At 68.2% G+C, this 19,686-nt stretch carries 20 protein-coding genes, 2 tRNA genes and 1 pseudogene; 8 read left to right on the forward strand and 15 right to left on the reverse strand.

Features of this window, described 5'->3' with window-relative positions; translation table 11 throughout:
- Positions 1 to 22: 22 nt before the first annotated feature.
- The 5 genes from clpX to ACSVDD_RS03700 all read right to left on the reverse strand — a co-directional run bounded on the left by clpX (position 23) and on the right by ACSVDD_RS03700 (position 5,389).
- Positions 23 to 1,285 (reverse strand): ATP-dependent Clp protease ATP-binding subunit ClpX, encoded by a 1,263-nt coding sequence (clpX, locus tag ACSVDD_RS03680; protein ID WP_448187930.1) that lies wholly within the window; start codon positions 1,283 to 1,285, stop codon positions 23 to 25.
- Positions 1,286 to 1,492: 207 nt separating this feature from the next.
- Positions 1,493 to 2,119, reverse strand: coding sequence for an ATP-dependent Clp endopeptidase proteolytic subunit ClpP (gene clpP, locus ACSVDD_RS03685; protein ID WP_448187931.1), 627 nt, complete (start codon positions 2,117 to 2,119; stop codon positions 1,493 to 1,495).
- 94 nt (positions 2,120 to 2,213) lie between these two features.
- Positions 2,214 to 3,551, reverse strand: coding sequence for a trigger factor (gene tig, locus ACSVDD_RS03690; RefSeq protein ID WP_448187932.1), 1,338 nt, complete (start codon positions 3,549 to 3,551; stop codon positions 2,214 to 2,216).
- Positions 3,552 to 3,649: 98 nt separating this feature from the next.
- Positions 3,650 to 3,734, reverse strand: a tRNA-Leu gene (locus tag ACSVDD_RS03695).
- A gap of 155 nt (positions 3,735 to 3,889) precedes the next feature.
- A complete protein-coding gene (locus tag ACSVDD_RS03700) occupies positions 3,890 to 5,389 on the reverse strand; it encodes a malonyl-CoA decarboxylase (protein ID WP_448187933.1) in 1,500 nt (499 codons plus the stop codon).
- 477 nt (positions 5,390 to 5,866) lie between these two features.
- On the opposite strand from ACSVDD_RS03700, the gene ACSVDD_RS03705 reads away from it, so the two are divergent.
- Entirely contained in the window at positions 5,867 to 6,040 is a 174-nt protein-coding gene (locus ACSVDD_RS03705) for a hypothetical protein (protein ID WP_448187934.1), read from the forward strand.
- Between the two features lie 36 nt (positions 6,041 to 6,076).
- Entirely contained in the window at positions 6,077 to 6,499 is a 423-nt protein-coding gene (locus ACSVDD_RS03710) for a hypothetical protein (RefSeq protein ID WP_448187935.1), read from the forward strand.
- 13 nt (positions 6,500 to 6,512) lie between these two features.
- On the opposite strand, the gene ACSVDD_RS03715 is transcribed toward ACSVDD_RS03710, so the two are convergent.
- From ACSVDD_RS03715 to ACSVDD_RS03725, 3 genes are all read right to left on the reverse strand, one after another.
- Positions 6,513 to 7,964, reverse strand: a complete 1,452-nt coding sequence (locus ACSVDD_RS03715) for an NAD(P)H-hydrate dehydratase (protein ID WP_448187936.1) — start codon at positions 7,962 to 7,964, stop codon at positions 6,513 to 6,515.
- Positions 7,964 to 8,749: an HpcH/HpaI aldolase family protein gene (locus ACSVDD_RS03720; RefSeq protein ID WP_448187937.1), complete on the reverse strand. Its 786-nt coding sequence runs from the start codon at positions 8,747 to 8,749 to the stop codon at positions 7,964 to 7,966. The genes ACSVDD_RS03715 and ACSVDD_RS03720 overlap by 1 nt, the downstream gene beginning before the upstream one ends.
- Before the next feature lie 66 nt (positions 8,750 to 8,815).
- Positions 8,816 to 8,891: transfer RNA gene (locus ACSVDD_RS03725), tRNA-His, on the reverse strand.
- 299 nt (positions 8,892 to 9,190) lie between these two features.
- On the opposite strand from ACSVDD_RS03725, the gene ACSVDD_RS03730 reads away from it, so the two are divergent.
- The 3 genes from ACSVDD_RS03730 to ACSVDD_RS03740 all read left to right on the forward strand — a co-directional run bounded on the left by ACSVDD_RS03730 (position 9,191) and on the right by ACSVDD_RS03740 (position 14,252).
- A complete protein-coding gene (locus ACSVDD_RS03730; RefSeq protein ID WP_448187938.1) occupies positions 9,191 to 9,529 on the forward strand; it encodes a P-II family nitrogen regulator in 339 nt (112 codons plus the stop codon).
- A gap of 251 nt (positions 9,530 to 9,780) precedes the next feature.
- A complete protein-coding gene (gene glnA, locus ACSVDD_RS03735; protein WP_448187939.1) occupies positions 9,781 to 11,190 on the forward strand; it encodes a type I glutamate--ammonia ligase in 1,410 nt (469 codons plus the stop codon).
- A 413-nt stretch (positions 11,191 to 11,603) separates the two neighbouring features.
- Entirely contained in the window at positions 11,604 to 14,252 is a 2,649-nt protein-coding gene (locus ACSVDD_RS03740; protein WP_448187940.1) for a cation-translocating P-type ATPase, read from the forward strand.
- 10 nt (positions 14,253 to 14,262) lie between these two features.
- Here the strand turns inward: ACSVDD_RS03740 and ACSVDD_RS03745 are convergent, their stop codons facing one another.
- The 6 genes and pseudogenes from ACSVDD_RS03745 to ACSVDD_RS03765 all read right to left on the reverse strand — a co-directional run bounded on the left by ACSVDD_RS03745 (position 14,263) and on the right by ACSVDD_RS03765 (position 17,599).
- Entirely contained in the window at positions 14,263 to 14,634 is a 372-nt protein-coding gene (locus ACSVDD_RS03745; protein WP_448188521.1) for a hypothetical protein, read from the reverse strand.
- Positions 14,635 to 14,696: 62 nt separating this feature from the next.
- On the reverse strand, positions 14,697 to 14,768 hold the full coding sequence (locus ACSVDD_RS29760; protein ID WP_510167008.1) for a hypothetical protein: 72 nt from the start codon (positions 14,766 to 14,768) through the stop codon (positions 14,697 to 14,699).
- Positions 14,769 to 14,791: 23 nt separating this feature from the next.
- Positions 14,792 to 15,049, reverse strand: a pseudogene (locus tag ACSVDD_RS03750) (hypothetical protein); the annotation flags it as partial.
- 12 nt (positions 15,050 to 15,061) lie between these two features.
- Positions 15,062 to 16,099 (reverse strand): glycosyltransferase family 4 protein, encoded by a 1,038-nt coding sequence (locus ACSVDD_RS03755; protein WP_448187941.1) that lies wholly within the window; start codon positions 16,097 to 16,099, stop codon positions 15,062 to 15,064.
- Positions 16,096 to 16,890: a UDP-2,3-diacylglucosamine diphosphatase gene (locus ACSVDD_RS03760; RefSeq protein WP_448187942.1), complete on the reverse strand. Its 795-nt coding sequence runs from the start codon at positions 16,888 to 16,890 to the stop codon at positions 16,096 to 16,098. Before ACSVDD_RS03760 ends, ACSVDD_RS03755 begins: the two co-directional genes overlap by 4 nt.
- A 289-nt stretch (positions 16,891 to 17,179) precedes the next feature.
- The gene (locus ACSVDD_RS03765; RefSeq protein ID WP_448187943.1) at positions 17,180 to 17,599 is read right to left on the reverse strand and encodes a PAS domain-containing protein; all 420 of its coding nucleotides are present in this window, start codon (positions 17,597 to 17,599) and stop codon (positions 17,180 to 17,182) included.
- 142 nt (positions 17,600 to 17,741) lie between these two features.
- On the opposite strand from ACSVDD_RS03765, the gene ACSVDD_RS03770 reads away from it, so the two are divergent.
- Together ACSVDD_RS03770 and ACSVDD_RS03775 are read left to right on the forward strand one after the other, a co-directional pair.
- Positions 17,742 to 17,999 carry a hypothetical protein gene (locus ACSVDD_RS03770; protein ID WP_448187944.1) on the forward strand — a complete coding sequence of 86 codons (258 nt, stop codon included), beginning with the start codon at positions 17,742 to 17,744 and terminating at the stop codon, positions 17,997 to 17,999.
- Positions 18,000 to 18,066: 67 nt separating this feature from the next.
- A complete protein-coding gene (locus ACSVDD_RS03775; RefSeq protein WP_448187945.1) occupies positions 18,067 to 18,459 on the forward strand; it encodes a hypothetical protein in 393 nt (130 codons plus the stop codon).
- Positions 18,460 to 18,465: 6 nt separating this feature from the next.
- Here ACSVDD_RS03775 and ACSVDD_RS03780 read toward each other — a convergent pair whose 3' ends face one another.
- Positions 18,466 to 18,867 carry a hypothetical protein gene (locus tag ACSVDD_RS03780; RefSeq protein ID WP_448187946.1) on the reverse strand — a complete coding sequence of 134 codons (402 nt, stop codon included), beginning with the start codon at positions 18,865 to 18,867 and terminating at the stop codon, positions 18,466 to 18,468.
- A gap of 125 nt (positions 18,868 to 18,992) precedes the next feature.
- Between ACSVDD_RS03780 and ACSVDD_RS03785 the strand changes: the two genes are divergently transcribed.
- A complete protein-coding gene (locus ACSVDD_RS03785; protein ID WP_448187947.1) occupies positions 18,993 to 19,643 on the forward strand; it encodes a DsbA family oxidoreductase in 651 nt (216 codons plus the stop codon).
- Positions 19,644 to 19,686: the final 43 nt, after the last annotated feature.

A 19,686-nucleotide genomic window follows, 5' to 3' on the forward strand; every position in this document is an offset into this window, starting at 1 on the left:
AACCTGTGCGGACCACTGGGCGTCAGGCGCCGGGGGCCTCGCTGCGGCGGTCGGAGTGGACGTAGAGCGGCTTAGCGCGGCCCTCCACCACTTCGCCGTTGACGACGATGCTCTCCACCCCATTGAGGCCGGGCAGATCGAACATCGGGTCGAGCAGGATCGACTCCATGATCGAGCGCAGGCCGCGCGCGCCGGTCTTGCGGGCAATCGCCTTGCAGGCGATGTTGCGCAACGCATCCTCGGAGAAGTCCAGGTGGACGTCCTCCATCTCGAACAGGCGCTGGTACTGCTTGACGAGCGCGTTCTTCGGCTTGGTGAGAATCTCCACCAGCGCCGCCTCGTCCAGGTCGGACAGGGTGGCGACCACCGGCAGACGGCCGACGAACTCCGGAATCAGGCCGAATTTCAGCAGATCCTCCGGCTCCACCCCGTGCAGGATGTCGCCGGTCGAGCGCTCCTCCGGGCTGCGCACATCGGCGCCGAAGCCGATGCTGGTGCCCTTGCCGCGCTGGGCGATGATCTTCTCCAGCCCGGCGAAGGCGCCGCCGCAGATGAAGAGGATGTTGGTGGTGTCGACCTGCAGGAACTCCTGCTGCGGGTGCTTGCGCCCGCCCTGCGGCGGCACCGAGGCGACCGTGCCCTCCATGATCTTCAGCAAGGCCTGCTGCACGCCCTCGCCCGACACGTCGCGGGTGATCGAGGGGTTGTCGGACTTGCGGGAAATCTTGTCGACCTCGTCGATGTAGACGATGCCGCGCTGCGCCCGCTCGACGTTGTAGTCGGCGGCCTGGAGCAGCTTGAGGATGATGTTCTCGACGTCCTCGCCGACGTAGCCGGCTTCGGTCAGCGTCGTCGCGTCGGCCATGGTGAACGGCACGTCGATGATGCGGGCCAGCGTCTGCGCCAGCAGCGTCTTGCCGCAACCCGTCGGGCCGATCAGCAGGATGTTCGACTTCGCCAGTTCGACGTCGTTGTGCTTGGTGCCGTGCGCCAGCCGCTTGTAATGGTTGTGCACCGCGACCGCCAGCACCCGCTTCGCATGGTCCTGGCCGATCACGTAGTCGTCAAGCACGGCGTGGATGTCGCGCGGCGTGGGCACCCCGTCGCGGGACTTCACGAGGGTCGTCTTGTTCTCCTCGCGAATGATGTCCATGCACAGCTCGACACATTCATCGCAGATGAACACCGTCGGACCGGCGATCAGCTTGCGGACCTCGTGCTGGCTCTTGCCGCAGAACGAGCAGTAGAGCGTATTCTTCGAATCGCCGCTGCTGGACTTGGTCATCTGTACTCCGTCATGCTCTCGGAGGACCCCACGATCACGTGTTCAGTCCGCGTGACCGACCGGCATCCCCCGACGCCGATCCTTTTCAGGTTGTCACGAAACCGACCCGTGACAAGGCCAACGTATCGCGCCGGCCTCCCGCCGTCCAGTCAACAACAGGACAGCCGGCGCGATCAACACATTGTTGGGACAAATCAGCGGGCCCGTTCAGCGCGCGTCATCGCCGCCCGGCCGCTTCTCCACCACCTCGTCGATCAGGCCGAAGGCCTTGGCCTCGTGAGGCGACATGAATTTGTCGCGTTCCATGTTCTGCTCGATGACGTCGATCGCCTGCCCCGTGTGCTTGGCGTAGATGTCATTCAAGCGCGAGCGCAGCTTCAGGATTTCCTGCGCCTGGATCTCGATGTCCGCGGCCTGCCCCTGGGCGCCGCCCGAGGGCTGGTGGATCATGATGCGGCTGTTGGGCAGCGAGAACCGCTTGCCCGGCGCGCCGGCGGCCAGCAGCAGCGAGCCCATGGACGCGGCCTGCCCCATGCACACCGTCGACACCTGCGGGCGGATGTACTGCATGGTGTCGTAAATGGCGAGACCGGCCGAGACGTAGCCGCCCGGAGAATTGATGTACAGCGCGATGTCCTTGTTCGGGTTCTCCGACTCCAGGAACAGCAGCTGCGAGCAGATCAGGCTGGCAACGGTATCGTTGACCCCGCCGATCATGAAGATGATTCGCTCCTTCAGGAGGCGCGAATAAATGTCATAAGCGCGCTCACCCCGGTTGGTCTGCTCGATGACCATCGGGACCAGAGCGTTCATCTTAGGCTCGAAGTCATACATGTTGGTACCCTAGCCCCCTGAGCCTCGTGGCGTTCACCCCTATATAGGGGAGGAAAAGGGCGGCCAAAAGGCCGCCCCCTCACGAAACATTCCCTCAGGCCGCCTTCGCCTCGTCCTCGTCCGGGTCGCGCAGCAGCTCCTCGACCGGAACCGTGCGCTCGCTGACCTTGGCCAGTTCCAGGATGAAGTCGACGACCTTGTCCTCGAAAATCGGCGCCCGCAGGTTCTCCATGGCGCCCTGGTTCTTCTTGAAGAACTCGAACACCTCGCGCTCCTGGCCGGGGAAGCGGCGCGCTTCGGAGATCAGAGCGCGGTTGAGCTCGTCCTGGGTGACCTGGATGTTGTTGCGGTGGCCGATCTCCGACAGCAGCAGGCCGAGGCGCACGCGGCGCTCGGCGATGGAGCGGTACTCGGCCTTCAGCTCGTCCTCGGGCTTGTCAGCGTCTTCGCCGGCGTTGCCGGCCTTGAGCTCCTGCTGGAGACGCTGCCAGATGGCGTCGAACTCGATGTCGACCATGCCGGCCGGCACCTCGAAGCTGTGCCCCTCGGCCAGCTTGTCGAGCAGCTGGCGCTTCACCTTGACGCGCGCGGCGTCGGCGTAGTCGCGCTTCAGCTTGTCGCGGATGGCGTCCTTCAGCTTCTCCAGGCTCTCCATGCCGAAGTCCTTGGCGAGGTCCTCGTCGACCTTGCCGGGAACGGTCTGGCGGATCTCCTTGACGTCCACCTCGAAGACCGTGTCCTTGCCCTTCAGCGGCTCGGCCGGGTAGTCCTCGGGGAACGTGACGTTCACGGTGACGTGGCTGCCGGCCTTGGCGCCGACCAGTTGGTCCTCGAAGCCCGGCACGAAGCGGTTCGAGCCGAGCTCCAGGTTGAAGTCCTTGGCGTCCATGCCCGGCAGGGCCTCGCCGCCGACGGTGCCGGCGAAGTCGATAACCACGGTGTCGCCGTTGGCGGCCGGGCGGTCCTCGGCGACCGGCTCGGTCGACGAGCGCGACTGGGCCAGACGCTCCAGCGCCTCGTCCACGTCCTTGTCGGCCACGTCGGCGACCAGACGCTCGACCTCGATGGAGCCGAGATCGCCCGGCTCGACGTCGGGCAGCAGCTCGACGGCCATCTTGTACTCGAGGTCGCCGTTCTCCTCGAACTTCTCGATGTCGATCTTCGGCTGGAGCGCCGGGCGCAGCCCGCGCTCGCTCAGCGCCTGGCGCGAGCTGTCGGACACGGCGTCCTCCAGGACCTCGTGCATCACGGAGCCGCCGTAGCGCTGCTTGATGACCGTGACCGGCACCTTGCCCGGGCGGAAGCCGGGGAGCTGCACGGTCTGCCGCAGCTCTTCGAGCTTGCCGGTCACCTTGGTGGCGATGTCCTGGGCGGAGATGACGACCTTGAATTCACGCTTGAGGCCGTCGGCGCTGGTTTCGGTAATCTGCATCGGAGCGAATGCCTGTCTCGTTGTGCGGTTCCGGCGGCGCCCTGGGGTGCGGGCGGCCCGGAACCACGTCTCGAAAGATCGGGTTCAGGGGTTTGCCGTGGTGCGGGCGAAGGGACTCGAACCCCCACGACCGAAGTCACCGGAACCTAAATCCGGCGCGTCTACCAGTTCCGCCACGCCCGCAACGGCAATGGCGGCCGTGGCCAGGGGGTTCCCCCTCGCCCCGTCCGCCGGGCTGGAAGGGTCTATAGCACAACGGACTCAGAGCAAACACACAAAATGGACTTAGGTCCGGCGGTCATGCCTTCCCGCTCACCGTCATGATCGGGAGCCGCCCTCTACGTCCCCTTCAGCAGCCCGCGCATCGCCGACGAGGCATTCACCTTGCCCTCGCCGGTGTAGGCCTCGTGGTTGGCCTCGACCTCGCCCAGGCGGTACCGGTAGTTGATCATCATGCCGCAGGACTGTTGAACGCCCTTCTCCGAACGGTCGGCCATCCAGTTCAGCCGCTCCATGCGGGCGCCGTTGGACAGGTGGAAGTGCGCCACCGGATCGCGCGCCCGCTCCGGGCCGCCGTCACGGCTCCTGGTCCTGGCCTCCATCAGGTACTGGGCGCCCAGGCGCATCAGCGGCGTCCGCAACGCCTTCGCCAGCCCTTCGTGCGCGGACCACGCGTCGCGGGCCAGCGCCGTCTCCAGCACGCCGCGACCGGGGACCGCCGCCTCCGCGCCGTCCAGCCACTCGGCGATCTTCTCGCGCTCGCCGGACGCCAGCAGCGCATCGCCACGGCGCGCCAGTTCCAGATCCAGCCAGCGGCGAAAGCCGGGAATCGGCGACAGCGTGGCAAAGGTCTTCAGGTTGGAGAACTCGGCCGCCAGCCCATCGGCGACGCGCTTGATGAGGAAGTTGCCGAAGCTGATGCCGGCCAACCCCTTCTGCGCGTTGGAGATCGAATAGAAAATGGCGCTGTCCGCCGCTTTCGGATCGCAGACGGGCGCCGACGGATCGAGCAGCGCCTGCACCGTGTCGGACATGCCCCCGACCAGCGCCACCTCGACGAAGATCAACGGCTCGTCGGGCATGCGCGGGTGGAAGAAGGCGAAGCAGCGGCGGTCCGAATCAAGCCGGTCCTTGAGATCCTGCCAGCCGCGGATCTCGTGCACCGCCTCGTACTTGATGAGCTTCTCCAGGAGCGAAGCCGGGCTGTCCCAGGTGATCCGCCGCATCTCCAGAAAGCCCACGTCGAACCAGCCGCGCAGCAGGTTCTTCAGGTCGTCCTCCAGCGCCCGCAGGTCCGGCGCGCCGGCCGCCATTTCCAGCAGTTCGGCGCGCAGGTCCACCAGAAACTTAACACCCTCCGGCAAGCCGTTGAATTGCGTCAACAAAGTGAGGCGTGGCGGCTCAAGCGCGCGGCGCAGGTTGCGCTCGGCGCGGCTGCGGGTCGCCGGGTCGGGCGCCGCGTGGAAAGCGTCCACCGCGGCATCCACCGCGTCGCGGTCCACATCGAAGTCGCGCGCCAACACGCCCAGGAAGTTCCGCCGCCCCCGCGGATCGAGCGCCAGATAGGTGCGGCCGAGTTGGGCGGCGCGAGCGCGGGCGGACACCTCACCGCCGCGAGCCTCCAGACAGGCCTGCATCTGCGCCTTCAGCCGTTCGGCATCCTCGCGCGGCAAATGCGGGCGCGGGGCCGCGCCGACCGCCTCACGGGCGGAAGCGGCGATGTCGCGCCAGCGGGAGCGCAGGTTCTCCAGGGCACGGTCGAACAGGCCGGGTTGCGGGACGGCGGCCTCAGGGGTCGGGGCGGACGGCGGGATGATGGTCGCTTCGGGGTCGCTCATGATGACGACTCTGAAACGACACGGCGGCGGGCACAAGCGTCCACCGCGGCCTAGCCCCTCGGGGCGGACCCCACCAAAGGACCGAACGGCCTGCACACCAAGACCCGCCGGAGGTCAGAGCGCGGACCGCCGGGAGTCCAGGTCGGTCCTAGTCCGCATTACAGAATTGTCGAATGCCGGCGACTGTAAGACATTATCGGGCAGATTTGCCGCTACCCCACTCCGATGCCGCCATACGAAAGGGGTAGATAAGGCAAAGTTTCCCTCATGCTTCAGGATAGCGCGCAGCCGCCTTGACCGGCGCTCCGTGCATGGGAATACTTTCTAACTTACGCCGTATGTCGTATCGCCAACGCCTAGGATTGGAGCGGGACCGGCACAATACACCACAAAATTGCTCCAACAGCTCCGCACCCAAGTCGGGGCATGGTGCAAGCCCGGTCGCAGCCGGGTCAACCGATCCAGGGAGGAAACGCCATGCCGTTCGACATGTCGCCCAAAAGCGCCACCACCGCTGTGGAACGCCTGCTCGACGATCCGATCATGGACCTGCTGATGGCCTGCGACGGCATCACCCGTGACGACGTGCTGACCGTCATCGAGGACGTTCGCCACGCCCTGCGCACCCGACAGTTCGAAGACGCTGCCTGAACGCCTGGAAACAGGATGCGGCAAAGGAGTCATCCCGTGACCTTGCAGACCGATCCGACCGCCTTCTCGATCACCGCGCTGCTCGCCGATCAGGTGGCGCTGGTCGCCCGCAGCCAGACGCTGCCGCCCGGCGCCGCGTCGCTGCTGCTGCGCGAGTTGATGGAGGGGCCGGCGGGTCGCCGTCGTCTGCTGCGCATGATCGAGGCGGAATGGCGGGCCGAGGGCAACGCCACCGAGGCCGCCAAGATCGCCTTCGTGCTGGCGGAGACCGCCGCCTGGATGGCCGAGTTGGACAGCCGCGCCGACCCACTGGCCGACTTTGAGGCCGATGACGAACCGGACGCCGACGAGATGTTGGCCCACGACGCCCCGGTCCGCCTGGGCGGCTCCCTGCCCCGCGACCGCCGCTCGCCCGGCATCGCCTACCGCCGCGTGGCGGCGCGGGCGACGTTGCGGTAGGGCCGCGATCGACCTACGACGCCCGCAAACGCCGCAGCACCGCCGGCAGCGCGTCGGGCAAGTCCTCGGCGATCAGGCCGGGGCCGACCTGGGCCGCCGCCTCGCCATGCAGCCACGCCGCGGCGCAGGCCGCGTCGAAACCATCCATGCCCTGCGCCAACAGCCCGAGGATCAGCCCGGCCAGAACGTCGCCCGCCCCCGCCGTCGCCAGTTCGGGCGGGGCGTTGGCGTTCAGCGCGGCGCGGCCGTCGGGCGCCGCGATCACAGTGTCCGCACCCTTCAGCAACACCACGGCACCACAGCGCGCCGCGGCGGCGCGGGCGCGGGCGAGCTTGTCGCCCTCCACGTCGAAGAGGCGCGCGAATTCGCCCTCGTGCGGAGTCAGCACGCAACGGCTGTTCAGTCGGTCGAGCAGGTCGGCCGGCGCCCCGGCAAACGAGGTGAGCGCGTCGGCGTCCAGCACGCAGTCCCTGCCGGCGTCGAGCGCCGTCAGGACACGGGCGCGGGTGTGCACACCCACCCCGGCGCCGGGGCCGAGCAGCAGGGCGTTCTTGCGCGCATCGGCCAGCAACGCCGCGAAAGCCTCGTCGTCCGCCGCCGGCTCGACGATCAGGCTGGGCGAACCGGCAGCGTAGATCGCAAAGGCCTCCGGCGGGCAGGCCACGGTTACCAGCCCGGCCCCGGCGCGCAACGCCGCCCGCGCCGCCAGCCGCCCGGCCCCGGTCATCCGGCCGCCGCCCATCACCACCGCGTGGCCGCGCGCGTACTTGTGCGACTCCGCCCGAGGCCAGGGATAGCGCGCCGCCCACAGCTCCGGCCCGTTCTCCCATTGGCGCGGCGCGATGCTGTCCAGCACCGCGCCGGGAATGCCGATGTCGGCGACGATGGTCTCGCCGCAGCGCAGCCGGCCGGGCAGCAGCAGGTGCCCCGGCTTCTTTCGGAAAAAGGTGACGGTGAGCGCCGCCGCGGGCGCCGCGCCCAGCACCGCGCCGGTGTCGCCGTGCACGCCGCTCGGTATGTCCACGGCGACGACGGTCAGCCCAGCCATCGCCTCCACCAGATCGCGTGCGGCGCCGTCCAGCGGTCGGACCAGCCCGGCGCCGAACAGCGCATCCACCACCAGCGGCGCACCGTCCAGCAGGCTCGGCCCCAGCGGCTCCACCGCGCCGGCCCAGCGTCGTGCCGCCTGCGCCGCGTCGCCCTTCAGCGCCGCACGGCTCCCGAGCAGCCCAAGCCGCACCGGCCAGCCGGCCTCGGCGAGTAGGCGCGCCACGACAAAGCCGTCGCCCCCGTTGTTGCCCGGCCCGCACAGCACCGCCACCGGTCGCGGCGCCCAGCGGGCACGGATTTCCCGCGCCACCGCGGCCCCGGCGTTCTCCATCAGCACCGGCCCCGGCACGCCGCCGGCGATCGCCAGCAAGTCGGCCCGCTGCATTTCGGCGACGGTGAGCAGCGCGCGGGGCATCACCCGGTTTCTCCGCAGGCGGCGCGGAACGCCTCGACCTGCTGCACGGCACCGGTGCGCACGAACCCGATGTCGCTGCCCGCCACCACCAGCCGGGCGCCACGGGCGACCAGATCGGCGACCGGACGCCCTGTCACCGGAATCGTGCCGTACACGAGTCGGGTGTCGAGGATCGCCCGCTCGGCGCGGTCGAGCAGCGCCGCCACCTGCGGATCGTCGAATCGGCCGAGCTTGCCGACGCTGCCGGACAGGTCGTAGGGGCCGACGAACAGCGAGTCCACACCGGGCACCGCGGCAATTTCCGGAATGGCGTCCACCGCCGCCGCGGTCTCGATCTGGCAGATCACCAGCAGTTCGTCGCCGCAGGTCCCGTGGTAGCGCTCGCCGCGCAGGCCGTAGTCGCCGCCGCGCACCATGCCGTACGCCGCACCGCGCGTGCCGCGCGGCGGATAATGACAGGCGCTCACCGCGGCGCGCGCTTCCTCGGCCGAATTGACGTTGGGGAACATCAGCCCCTCGACCCCGAGGTCGAGCGCCCGCTTGACGTAGACCGGGTCGTTGACGGGAATTCGCATGATGGCGGTGGCCGCCGTGCCGGACAGTGCCTGCAACAGAGCCAGCCCATCGGCCAGCGTGCCCGGCCCGTGTTCATGGTCGATGATGACGAAGTCGTATCCGGCGAGGCCGACGATCTCGGCCGCCATGGGGCTCGCCATATCGAGCCAGCAGCCGAGCGCTGGCCGCCCGGCGGCCAGATGTTTCTTCAAGGTGTTTTCGCGGAACACGCGCGCCCTCCCTGACATCGTTGGACATCAGGATAACCGGGCTTCCCCCCTTCTAGGAAGGGGGACTGGGGCGATGGATGGGACTCGAACCCACGACCACTCGGACCACAACCGAGAGCTCTACCAACTGAGCTACCACCGCCGCAGTGGAGGCGTCATATGCCCCAAAGTTTTGGGCCGGTCAAGCAGAGTTTGCGATTGCCATGCGGATTTGCCAATCGCCCCTTCCCACCCGGATCTTGCGCATTCTGCCCAAATATTGTTCACTCCGCCCGATTTGGCGGCAGCCCGTGCCGCTCCCTGCGGCAATCCCTTCCCGGCGCCCGGTGCCGGAGCCGTTCCGGGAATGTCCGGCGCTCTGGCACGATCCGTGCTAACGAGTGGGCGTCGGCAGAGCCTGGGACGGTGCCTGCCGGCGTTGGCACCTCATACGAGAGACCCATGAAAAAGATTGAAGCCATCATCAAGCCGTTCAAGCTCGACGAGGTGAAGGAGGCGCTTCACGAGGTCGGCATCAAGGGGATCACCGTCACCGAGGCCAAAGGCTTCGGCCGTCAGAAGGGCCATACCGAGCTTTACCGTGGCGCGGAGTACGTCGTCGACTTCCTGCCCAAGGTGAAGATCGAGGTGGTGATGGAGGATGCCCTGGTCGAACGCGCTGTCGAGGCGATCCAGCAGGCGGCCCACACCGGCCGGATCGGCGATGGCAAGATCTTCGTCACTCCCGTCGAGGAGGTGATCCGCATCCGCACCGGTGAAAAGGGCGCCGACGCCATCTAAGGCGCCGCCCGCCGCCAACGACTACGTCCAGCATGCGCCCGACCCGCACCAGCAACGAAATCCCGGCAGCCGCCATCGGCGGTGAGAATCTTGCGCCCAGGCCCTTCGGCTTAAGACGTTTTATTCGCCGCGTTGTGTCCACGGGAAAGACGTGACATAACCACCGCCGCGCGCCGTCACCAGCGGCCCGATCCCAAGAGCCGGAAGCGACGCAGCGGGCCCCAAACCTCTTTAAGCGTGGAATGACAAACATGTCCGACATCAGCAAGGTCTTCGACCTGATCAAGGAACACGACGTCAAGTACGTGGACCTCCGCTTCACCGATCCGCGCGGCAAGCTGCACCACACCGCCCAGCACGTGTCGACGATCGATGAAGACGTCTTCGAGGACGGCATCATGTTCGACGGTTCGTCGATCGCCGGCTGGAAGGCGATCAACGAGTCGGACATGATCCTGAAGCTCGACCCGACGACGGCCGTCATGGACCCGTTCGCCGCGCAGCCGACGCTGAACATCCTGTGCGACGTGTACGAGCCGTCGACCGGCCAGCCCTACGGCCGCTGCCCGCGCTCGATCGCCAAGGCCGCCGAGCGCTACACCGCGTCGGCCGGCATCGGCGACACCGTGTACTTCGGCCCGGAAGCCGAGTTCTTCGTCTTCGACGACGTGAAGTTCACCGTCGAGATGAACAAGGTCGCCTACCAGATCGATTCCGAGGAAGGCCACTACAACGCCGATCGCGCCTATGACGACGGCAACATGGGCCACCGTCCGGGCATCAAGGGCGGCTACTTCCCGGTCGCCCCGGTCGACAGCGGTTCGGACCTGCGCGCCGAGATGCTGAGCGTCCTGGCCGAGATGGGCGTGCCCGTCGAGAAGCACCACCACGAGGTGGCCGCCGCTCAGCACGAGCTCGGCATCAAGTTCGACACGCTGGTCCGCACCGGCGACAACATGCAGTACTACAAGTACGTCGTGCACAACGTCGCGCACGCGTACGGCAAGTCGGCCACCTTCATGCCGAAGCCGGTCTTCGGCGACAACGGCTCGGGCATGCACTGCCACCAGTCGATCTGGAAGGAAGGCCAGCCGCTGTTCGCCGGTTCGGGCTACGCCGACCTGTCGGAGCTGGCGCTGTACTACATCGGCGGCATCATCAAGCACGCCAAGGCGCTGAACGCCTTCACCAACCCGTCGACCAACAGCTACAAGCGTCTGGTTCCGGGCTATGAGGCGCCGGTGCTGCTGGCCTACTCGGCCCGCAACCGTTCGGCATCCTGCCGCATCCCGTACGTCGCTTCGCCGAAGGGCAAGCGCGTCGAGGTTCGCTTCCCGGATCCGTCGGCCAACCCGTACCTGGCGTTCGCCGCGATGCTGATGGCCGGCCTCGACGGCATCCAGAACAAGATCCATCCCGGCGACGCGATGGACAAGAACCTGTACGACCTGCCGGCCGAGGAACTCGCCAAGGTTCCGACCGTCTGCGGTTCGCTGCGTGAAGCGCTGGACAGCCTGCGTGCCGACTCCGGCTTCCTGATGAAGGGCGACGTGTTCACCAAGGACATGATCGAGTCCTACATCGAACTGCGCACCGAAGAGATGATGGCCTTCGAGACCATGCCGCACCCGATCGAGTACAAGATGTACTACTCGGTTTGATGCAACCCATTGGTTTTCCTTAGGAACACCAGCCTCAGGGGCAGAAAGCCGCCCTTTGAGACATAAGGAAAATCAAGGGTTCTTGGAGACGAGTCGAACGTGGAAACGGGCCGGTTTACCGGCCCGTTTTTCGTTTTGGTGACGGGGCTGGGTTCTCGGGATGGCGGCACTCGGATTCTGCTGGACGCTTCCATACCACCTCGGATCGGGCGATGATGTTGCGCGGAAGCCGCGTTGCCGCTCAACCGAGCCATCGGGACCGCGCCGGATGACGTGGCAGGCGATCGCATCCTGAAAGGGGGGCGGTCGGCACTTGCAACGGACAACGCTTCGCCGCGTTGAACACGACGCCGAAGCGGTGGGGGCTGCTGGAGCCGGCTGTGAACGGTGCCGTATCCGTCGGGGGGCTTGCCATGCGCATCCAGAAGCTGCCGGCCAGTGCGGTGCTGTCCAGCCTGCGCAGCGGCCCGAACGGGCTCTCCAGCCACGAGGCGGCGCGCCGCCTCGCCAAATTCGGCCCGAACACGTTGCAAGAGAAGGGCCGTCCGCCGCTCGCCGCCCGCCTGCTGCGCAGCTTCATCCATTTCTTCGCGCTTCTGCTGTGGCTGGCCGCCGCGCTGGCACTGGTGGCCGAGGTGCACCAGCCCGGTGAGGGAATGGGCGTGCTGGCCGGCGCCATCGTCGGCGTGATCCTGGTGAACGGGGTGTTCAGCTTCTGGCAGGATTATAAGGCGGAGCGCGCGTTGGCGGCGCTGGCTCAGCTGCTCCCGCGGCGGGTGAAGACGCTGCGGGACGGCGCCATCGTCCTGGTGGAGGCCGGCGACCTCGTGCCCGGCGACCTCGTGCTGCTGGCCGAGGGTGACCGCGTGCCCGCCGACGCCCGGCTGGTGGAGGCGCAGGGGTTGCGCCTCGACGCGTCGACGCTCACAGGGGAGTCGCTGCCGGTCGTCCGCGACGCCGCGCCGACCGACGAGCACGACCCGCTCCAGGCCCGCAACCTCGTGCTGGCCGGTACCGCCGTGGCCACCGGCGAAGGGCGCGCGATGGTCCACGCCACCGGTGCCCACACCGAATTCGGCCGCATCGCCAGCCTGACCCAAGGCGAGGACCGCGAGCGCTCGCCCCTGCTGCACGAAATCGCCATGGTCAGCCGGATCATCGCCGTGCTGGCGGTGGCGCTGGGCATGGCGTTCTTCGCCGTGGGGGTGCAGGCCGGGTTGCCGGTGCTGTCAGCCTTCATTTTCGGTATCGGCATCATCGTCGCCAACGTGCCGGAGGGGCTGCTGCCCACGGTGACCCTGGCGCTCGCCATGGGGGCGCGGCGCATGGCCCGGCGCAACGTGCTGATTCGCCATCTGCCGGCGGTGGAGACGTTGGGCGCGGCCACCGTCATCTGCACCGACAAGACCGGTACGCTGACGCTCAACCGCATGACCGTGCGGGCGGCGCACGGCGTGGCGGAGGCGATGGCCGCGGTCGAACGGCACTGTCACACGCTGAAACCCTCCAACGGCGGCTGGCTCGGCGACCCCATGGAGGTGGCGCTGGTCGAGCACGCCGGGCCCGGACCAGTCCTCCCTTTGGCCGGCGCGGTGCCCTTCGACACCGAGCGCAAGCGCCTGTCCACCCTGCACGACACGCCGGCCGGCCGCGTCATCTACACCAAGGGCGCGGTGGAGACGGTGCTGCCGCTGTGCGCGTCGCACGCCACGGCGGACGGCGTCGTGCCGCTGGACGCCGCCGGTCGCGCCGCGCTGCTGGCGGCGCAGGAGGTCATGGCCGACAAGGGGCTACGCGTGCTGGCGCTGGCGTGGCGCGAACACCCGGACGCCGATGACCCGGAACATGCCCTCGTGCTGGCCGGGCTGGTCGGGCTGGAGGACCCGCCACGGCCGGAGGTGCCGAAGGCCATCGCCCAGGCGCGCGACGCCGGCATCCGTATCATCATGGTCACCGGCGACCACCCGCACACGGCGGTCGCCATCGCCCGCGAGGTCGGGCTGGTGCGCGGGCCGGAGCCGGAGGTGGTGACCGGCGACGCGTTGCGCGCCATGTCCGACAGCCACCTGCTGCTGGCGCTGGATGCGCAGGAGATCGTCTTCGCCCGCATCGGCGCCGACCAGAAGCTGCGCGTCGTCCAGGCCTTGCAGCGGCGCGGCGAGGTGGTGGCGGTCACCGGCGACGGCGTCAACGACGCCCCGGCGCTCAAGCAGGGCGACATCGGCATCGCGATGGGCCGCTGCGGCACCGACGTGGCGCGCGAAGCGGCCGACATGGTGCTGCTGGACGACAACTTCGCCTCGATCGTCCACGCCGTGGAGGAAGGGCGGGCGGTTTTCGCCAACATCCGCCGCTTCATGGCCTACATCCTTACCTCCAACATCCCGGAGGTCGTGCCCTACCTGGCCTTCGTGCTGTTCGGCATCCCGCTGCCGCTGACGGTGATCCAGATCCTGGCGGTGGACCTCGGCACCGACATGCTGCCGGCCCTGGCGCTGGGCGCCGAGCCGCCGCACCGCGACGTCATGGACCGGCCGCCGCGACCGCGTGCCGAGCGGTTGTTGACCTGGGGTCTGCTGGCGCGCGCCTATCTGTTCCTCGGCCTGTTCGAGGCGGCAGCCGCGATGGCGGCCTACTTCGCCGTGCTGCACACGGGTGGCTGGACCTGGGGCGAGGCCTTGGGGCCGCACGAGCCTTTGTACCGGCAGGCCACCACCGCCTGCCTTGCCGCCATCGTGGTGGCGCAGGTCGCCAACGTCTATCTCTGCCGCGCCGACCGCGGATCCGCCTTCGATCCGGCCGCGCCGCGCAACCGGCTGATCCCGCTGGGCATCGCGGCGGAAGTGGCGCTGATCCTCGCTGTCGTCTACACGCCGCCCGGCAACGCGCTGTTCGCGACCGCGCCGCTGCCCTGGTGGGCGTGGCTGGCTCCTCTGCCCATCGTGGGCGGCATGGTGATGGCGGACGAACTGCGCAAGTGGGTGCTGCGCCGTCTTCGGATGCGCCCGCACGCTCGCCCGGCGACGGCGGGACATCACGAAAGGACACCTCGAAGCGCGTAGCAAACGGACGTCAGTGCGCCTTTGACGGGGCGTCGGACGATCGCTTGGCCGATTGCGGCTGCCCCTTGCCGGAGGCCGCCGGCGACACCAGATCGCGCGCCGCCTCCGAAACCACACCGACCGCGGCTTCGGCCATGTCGCGCATAAGGCCGGCGGCGCCGGTTCCCGCCTGTGCCGCCGTCCGTCCGGCATCGCCGGCCGCCTCCCGCACCGGACGGCTGCTGCCGGCAAGCACCCCGGCCATGGCCGTGAGCGCAGCCGCGGCCACCTCCCGCCCGGTCGGCGATTCCAGGAAGCCGACCAGCCACTTGCCCGATTTGCGAAGTTTCCTGGGGATCTTCACCCCGGCGATTTTCTTCGGAATCTTGAAGGACTTGGCCATGGCCACCATGCTCCCGACCGTTTTCCTCCCGCCAACATCCGTCAGCCGCCGCGGGTTCCCCCCTACTCCCGAACCACATAGGTGTAGAAGCGGATGCTGCCGTCCGCCTCGGTTTCCCGGTAGAGGCCCTGGATCTCGTTGTCGAAGCCGGGGAAGCGTCGAGCGAGGCGAACAGCGGGTAGAACGGCGAGGTCGAGGCGTGCAGCAGGAACGTCTCGTTGAAGCGGCGGTGCTCCACCCGGCGCCGCTGCCCCTTGATGTGGCTGTCCTTGACGTGGATCTGCGATGCCTGGGAGAAGCTGGCGAGTTGCTTGTGCGTGGGCTGGGTGGCGATGATGCCGGGATGGCCGGATGGTGATGGAAATGGACGTGTCGAACACCGCAGCTCCCCAAGCCTTGCGAGACGCTGCCGCACCGTGGCGACAACCTACCCGCCCCCGATGACAGTCGTGTGACGGCGCCCACCAAAAGTGCAGACCCGCAGGTTGCTGAGGAACTGCTCCGCCGAGCGGCGCCAGGAGAAGGTCAGGGCGTACTCCCGGCAGCGCTCGGGCGCGATGGCCAGCGCCCCTTCCACGGCGCGCTTCAAATCCTCGTCCAGGCAGCCGGCGCCCGAGCCGTCCACCACGTCGAGCGGGCCCGGCACGGGGTAGGCCGCCACCGGAACGCCCGACGCCAGCGCCTCCAGCAGGACCAGCCCGAAGGTGTCGGTCCGTGACGGAAAGACGAAGACGTCGGCCGCCGCGTAGTGCCGCGCCAGTTCCTCACCGTGCTTGGCGCCCGCCCAGACGACGTTCGGGTACTTCTGCATCAGTTCCGCCTTGGCCGGGCCGTCGCCGACCACCAGCTTGGTGCCGGGCAGGTCGAGCTTGAGGAACTCCTCCAGGTTCTTCTCCACCGCCACCCGGCCGACGTAGAGCGAAATCGGGCGCGGCAGGTCGAGGAACTCCTTGGGACGCGGGCGGAACAGTTCGGTGTCGACGCCGCGGGTCCAGCGCCGGATGTTGGTGAAGCCGCGGCCGGTCAGGGCCTGCTCGATGGACTGGGTCGCCACCATCACCGCCGAGGATGGCCCATGGAAGTGGCGCACCAGGGCGTAGCTCAGCGCCAGCGGCACCGGCACGCGATCGCGCACGTACTCCGGGAAGCGCGTGTGGTAGGCGGTGGTGAAGGGCACGTCGTGCGTCAGGCACCAGCGCCGCGCCGCGAAGCCCAGCGGCCCCTCGGTGGCGATGTGGATGCAGTCCGGCTTCAGCGCCTCGATCATGCCCCCCAGGCGCCGTCCGGCGCCGAAGGCCAGCCGGATTTCCGGATAGGTGGGCATGGGGATGGTGCGGAAGCGGTCGGGTCCGATCACCTCGACGGTCTGGCCCATGGCTTCCAACTCGGCACGCACCGTGCCGATGGTGCGGACGACACCGTTGACCTGCGGGTGCCACGCGTCGGTGACGATGAGGATGTTCACGCCGCCCGCTCCTTCTCCAGCGCTGTGCCCCGCCGTTCCATGACCTCCGCCCAGCGGATGATCTCCAGGGCACCGTTGGCGTGCTCGACCAAAGCGGTGCAGGATTCGACCCAGTCGCCGTCGTTGCAATAGAGGATCCCTTCCATGTCGCGCATCTCGGCGTGGTGGATGTGGCCGCAGACGATGCCGTCCACGCCGCGCCGCCGCGCCTCATCGGCCAGGGTGGCCTCGTACTGGCCCATGTATTCGACGGCCGATTTGGCCTTGTGCTTCAGGTAGGCGGAGAGCGACCAATAGCCGAAGCCCAGCTTGCGCCGCGCGCAGTTGAACCATGTGTTGATGTGCAGGAGCGCCACGTAGGCTTGGTCGCCGATCAGCGCCAGCCACTTGGCGTACTTCACCACCGCATCGAAATGGTCGCCGTGGGTGACCAGCAGGCGCCGGCCGTCGGCGGTGGTGTGCACCGCTTCCTCCATCACCAGGACGTCGCCGAAGGCGAGGCCGAGGAAGTCGCGCGCGGCCTCGTCGTGGTTGCCGGGGATGTAGACGACGTGCGTGCCCTTGCGCGCCCGGCGCAGCACCTTCTGCACCACGTCGTTGTGCGCCTGCGGCCAGTACCAGCCCTTCTTCAGGCGCCAGCCGTCGACGATGTCGCCGACGAGATACAGGTGATCCGACTCATTGTGCTTCAGGAAGTCCAGCAGGAACTCCGCCTTGCAGCCGCGCGTGCCCAAATGAACGTCCGATATCCAGATGCTCCGATAGCGGTTCACTCCGGCCACCGTATCCATGCACCCACTCCGCCGCCGCCAATGCAAGATTCACATCAAGCATTCCTCGATATACAGACAAAAATCTTGTCTGCCAATATCCATCAGCGCAGGAGATAGTCAATGCACAGACGTGTTGATATTATTCACAATACTTAAACACAACCGTCATCTTTACGCAACATGGCCAGCAATCAGATATTCTGGCAGCTCGCAAGACATACTGGCGGCGCAGCCACGTCCGGCAACGGAGCGGCTCATCGTTTGCGAAGGCTCCCCCACGTGGGGAACCTTTTTCTGTGCGGAGTCGCTAATCGGCCGGGTAGATGCCGACGATGATGGTGTCCACCGCGCCGGCGCGCCCGCAGGGCAACATCAACCGGGCCAGCGGCATGGCCGTGCCGTTGAACGACAGCGCCGGCACCGTGGCGTAGCGCGGCTCGGCGGAGCGCGCGCAGGCCCGGTAGGACTCGACGACCCAGCCGAAGCCCGCCACCGCCATCTCATCGTCCAGGTAGTGCCCGGTCAGGTCGCGGCCGTAGTAGCGGACGACCTCCAGCCCCGCCAGCGTGACGCGGAAACGCGCCGCCGGTTCCTCCACCCGGACCATGCAGATGTGGCCGAACCAGGGGCGAAACTCCTCGGTCAGGAAGTCGCGGCGCTCGGGCAGCGCGCGCCCGCTCCGCTTTTCCTCCCAGAGCGCCCGCAGCGCGGCCAGCCGATGGTCCATGGCGTCATTTCATTTTGCAGGGCAAGTGGTGTGACCACGCGATGCCCGCAGCATGACGTGCCGCGCAGCCCCGGTCTAGCCGGGACAATGGTCATAGATCCAGGCGTGGCCCCGGCGGCACGGGCGTGGCATACTGGCGGCCATGCATCGCCTCCCGCTTTTCACCGCCGTCCTGCTGCTGGCCGCCGTTCCGGCGGCGCACGCCGCGGGTGCCTCCGCCGGTCAGGCCGAAGCCAAGGAGGCGGCGCGCGGCGGCGGCTGCACGCCGGCCAAGGTGGAGGTGGTGCAGCACGTCGTCGGGCGCACCGCGCGGACGGTGTTCAAGGTCGGCTGCACGGAGGACAAGGATGCCTTCGTCCTGGTCGAGTGCCGGTCGCGGATCTGCGCGTTGCTTCGCTGAATTCACCCCTTGTTAACGCGGCGGGCGTGCAATGGTCGCAAGGGATATACAGGAGTCGCAACCGGTCATGTCGCCGCTTCGCCGCATCGCCGTCCTGACGCTGGCCGGCAGCCTGCTCGCCGGGTGCTGGACCACGCCCATGGGTGCGGTCGGACTCGCCACCGGCGTCGGCGACTTCGCCTCGCTGAACGCCAACAAGAAGACGCTGGGCGATCATGTCGCCACGGGCATCGTCGGGCGCGACTGTTCGGTGGTGAGCTATGAGCAGACCGGCTCCTACTGCCCCGAGCAGGTCGTCGTCGACCGCTCCAACATCTATTGCTACCGCACGCTGGCCGACGTGAACTGCCACTATCTGCCCGACCCGTACAAGAACGGCCAGACCGCCCTCGCCAGCCCGCCCCCGGTGCGCACGCCGGTGCCGCCGAAGCGCGGCTGGCTGGATTGGGCGTTCGAGTAGGCCCTGTTACCGGACTTTCTTGGCGGCGAAAGCCTTGGCGAGCGTCAGCATGGATTTTTCGTGAGAGACGCCTTCGGGCGCCTGGCGAACCGGCGCGGCAGCCGGGCGCGCGGCCTGCGGCGCAACGCCGCCGTCGTCCACCTCGCCCATGCGGCTCAGCACGCGCTCCAGCGCCTCGCGCGACAGGGCGCCGCTGGGGCCGGCACCGCGCGCGGGCGCGGCGGAACGGCGCCCGGCGCGCGCCACCGCGGCACCGGCAATCGCCTTGAGGAACGGCTGCGCCATGCCCAGCAACAGCTCCGGGTCCTTGACCGCCCAGGTGATCAGCAACTGCTGCGCCACCGAGGGGCTGCCCTTGGCGGCTTGCAACGCCTCGCGGACCTTGCCTTCGACATAGGAATCGCTCATGGCAGCCTCCGTCCGGGGGTACGGCCTGTCTCGCACCCATTCGAGCGTTCCGACTGTTGGGCGGCAAGCATTAACAAAAGGTTGCGCCGTTGCCCGGAGGCAAGGATTTGGGGATAGTATCGTTCATGCTCATCGAGACCTTCGCCGATCTGATCTGCCCCTGGTGCTACATCGGCCGCCACCGCCTGCTGCGCGCCTTGGCCGAGCGGCCGCGCGTGGCGCCGGAGGTGCGCTGGCAGCCGTTCCAGCTCAACCCCGACATGCCGCGCGCCGGCATGGAGCGCGACGCCTACATGGTCGCCAAGTTCGGCGGGCCGGAGCGGGCGCGGCAGATCCACACGGCGGTCGAGGAAACCGCCGAGCGCGACGGGCTGGATCTGCGCATGGGGGCCATCACGCGCACGCCCAACACCTTCGACGCGCACCGGCTGATCCGCATGGCCGGCCGGCGCGGGGTCGCCGGGCCGATGGTGGACGCGCTGTTCCACGCCTATTTCGTGGACGGGCTGGACATCGGCGACGTCGACACGCTGGCCGCCACCGCCGCGGGAGTCGGGCTCGACCCGGTGGAGATCAGGACGCTGCTGCTCGGCGATTCCGAGGTGTCGGCGGTGCGCTCGGCCGATCTGCTGGCGCGCCAGCTGACCTTGCAGGCGGTGCCCTGCTTCATCTTCAACCGGCGCTACGCGCTGTCCGGCGCGCAGGAGCCGGGCAGCTTCCTTCCGCTGCTCGACCTCGCGGTGGACGAGGACATGGCGGCCGCCGCGGCGGGTTGACGATTGTCGGTTCCAAGCATGGGATGAGCGCGCTACAACCGGC

The sequence above is a fragment of the Azospirillum terrae genome, assembly GCF_053470425.1.

Bases quoted from the DNA above. Each gene is read 5' to 3' on its own strand.
- ACSVDD_RS03780 (WP_448187946.1), bottom strand. From the start codon at position 18,867: ATGAGCGATTCCTATGTCGAAGGCAAGGTCCGCGAGGCGTTGCAAGCC.
- ACSVDD_RS03775 (WP_448187945.1), top strand. From the start codon at position 18,067: ATGTCGCCGCTTCGCCGCATCGCCGTCCTGACGCTGGCCGGCAGCCTG.
- ACSVDD_RS03770 (WP_448187944.1), top strand. From the start codon at position 17,742: ATGCATCGCCTCCCGCTTTTCACCGCCGTCCTGCTGCTGGCCGCCGTT.
- tig (WP_448187932.1), bottom strand. From the start codon at position 3,551: ATGCAGATTACCGAAACCAGCGCCGACGGCCTCAAGCGTGAATTCAAG.
- clpX (WP_448187930.1), bottom strand. From the start codon at position 1,285: ATGACCAAGTCCAGCAGCGGCGATTCGAAGAATACGCTCTACTGCTCG.
- ACSVDD_RS03740 (WP_448187940.1), top strand. From the start codon at position 11,604: ATGCGCATCCAGAAGCTGCCGGCCAGTGCGGTGCTGTCCAGCCTGCGC.
- glnA (WP_448187939.1), top strand. From the start codon at position 9,781: ATGTCCGACATCAGCAAGGTCTTCGACCTGATCAAGGAACACGACGTC.
- clpP (WP_448187931.1), bottom strand. From the start codon at position 2,119: ATGTATGACTTCGAGCCTAAGATGAACGCTCTGGTCCCGATGGTCATC.
- ACSVDD_RS03765 (WP_448187943.1), bottom strand. From the start codon at position 17,599: ATGGACCATCGGCTGGCCGCGCTGCGGGCGCTCTGGGAGGAAAAGCGG.
- ACSVDD_RS03745 (WP_448188521.1), bottom strand. From the start codon at position 14,634: ATGGCCAAGTCCTTCAAGATTCCGAAGAAAATCGCCGGGGTGAAGATC.
- ACSVDD_RS03700 (WP_448187933.1), bottom strand. From the start codon at position 5,389: ATGAGCGACCCCGAAGCGACCATCATCCCGCCGTCCGCCCCGACCCCT.
- ACSVDD_RS03705 (WP_448187934.1), top strand. From the start codon at position 5,867: ATGCCGTTCGACATGTCGCCCAAAAGCGCCACCACCGCTGTGGAACGC.
- ACSVDD_RS03730 (WP_448187938.1), top strand. From the start codon at position 9,191: ATGAAAAAGATTGAAGCCATCATCAAGCCGTTCAAGCTCGACGAGGTG.
- ACSVDD_RS03785 (WP_448187947.1), top strand. From the start codon at position 18,993: ATGCTCATCGAGACCTTCGCCGATCTGATCTGCCCCTGGTGCTACATC.
- ACSVDD_RS03715 (WP_448187936.1), bottom strand. From the start codon at position 7,964: ATGCCCCGCGCGCTGCTCACCGTCGCCGAAATGCAGCGGGCCGACTTG.
- ACSVDD_RS03760 (WP_448187942.1), bottom strand. From the start codon at position 16,890: ATGGATACGGTGGCCGGAGTGAACCGCTATCGGAGCATCTGGATATCG.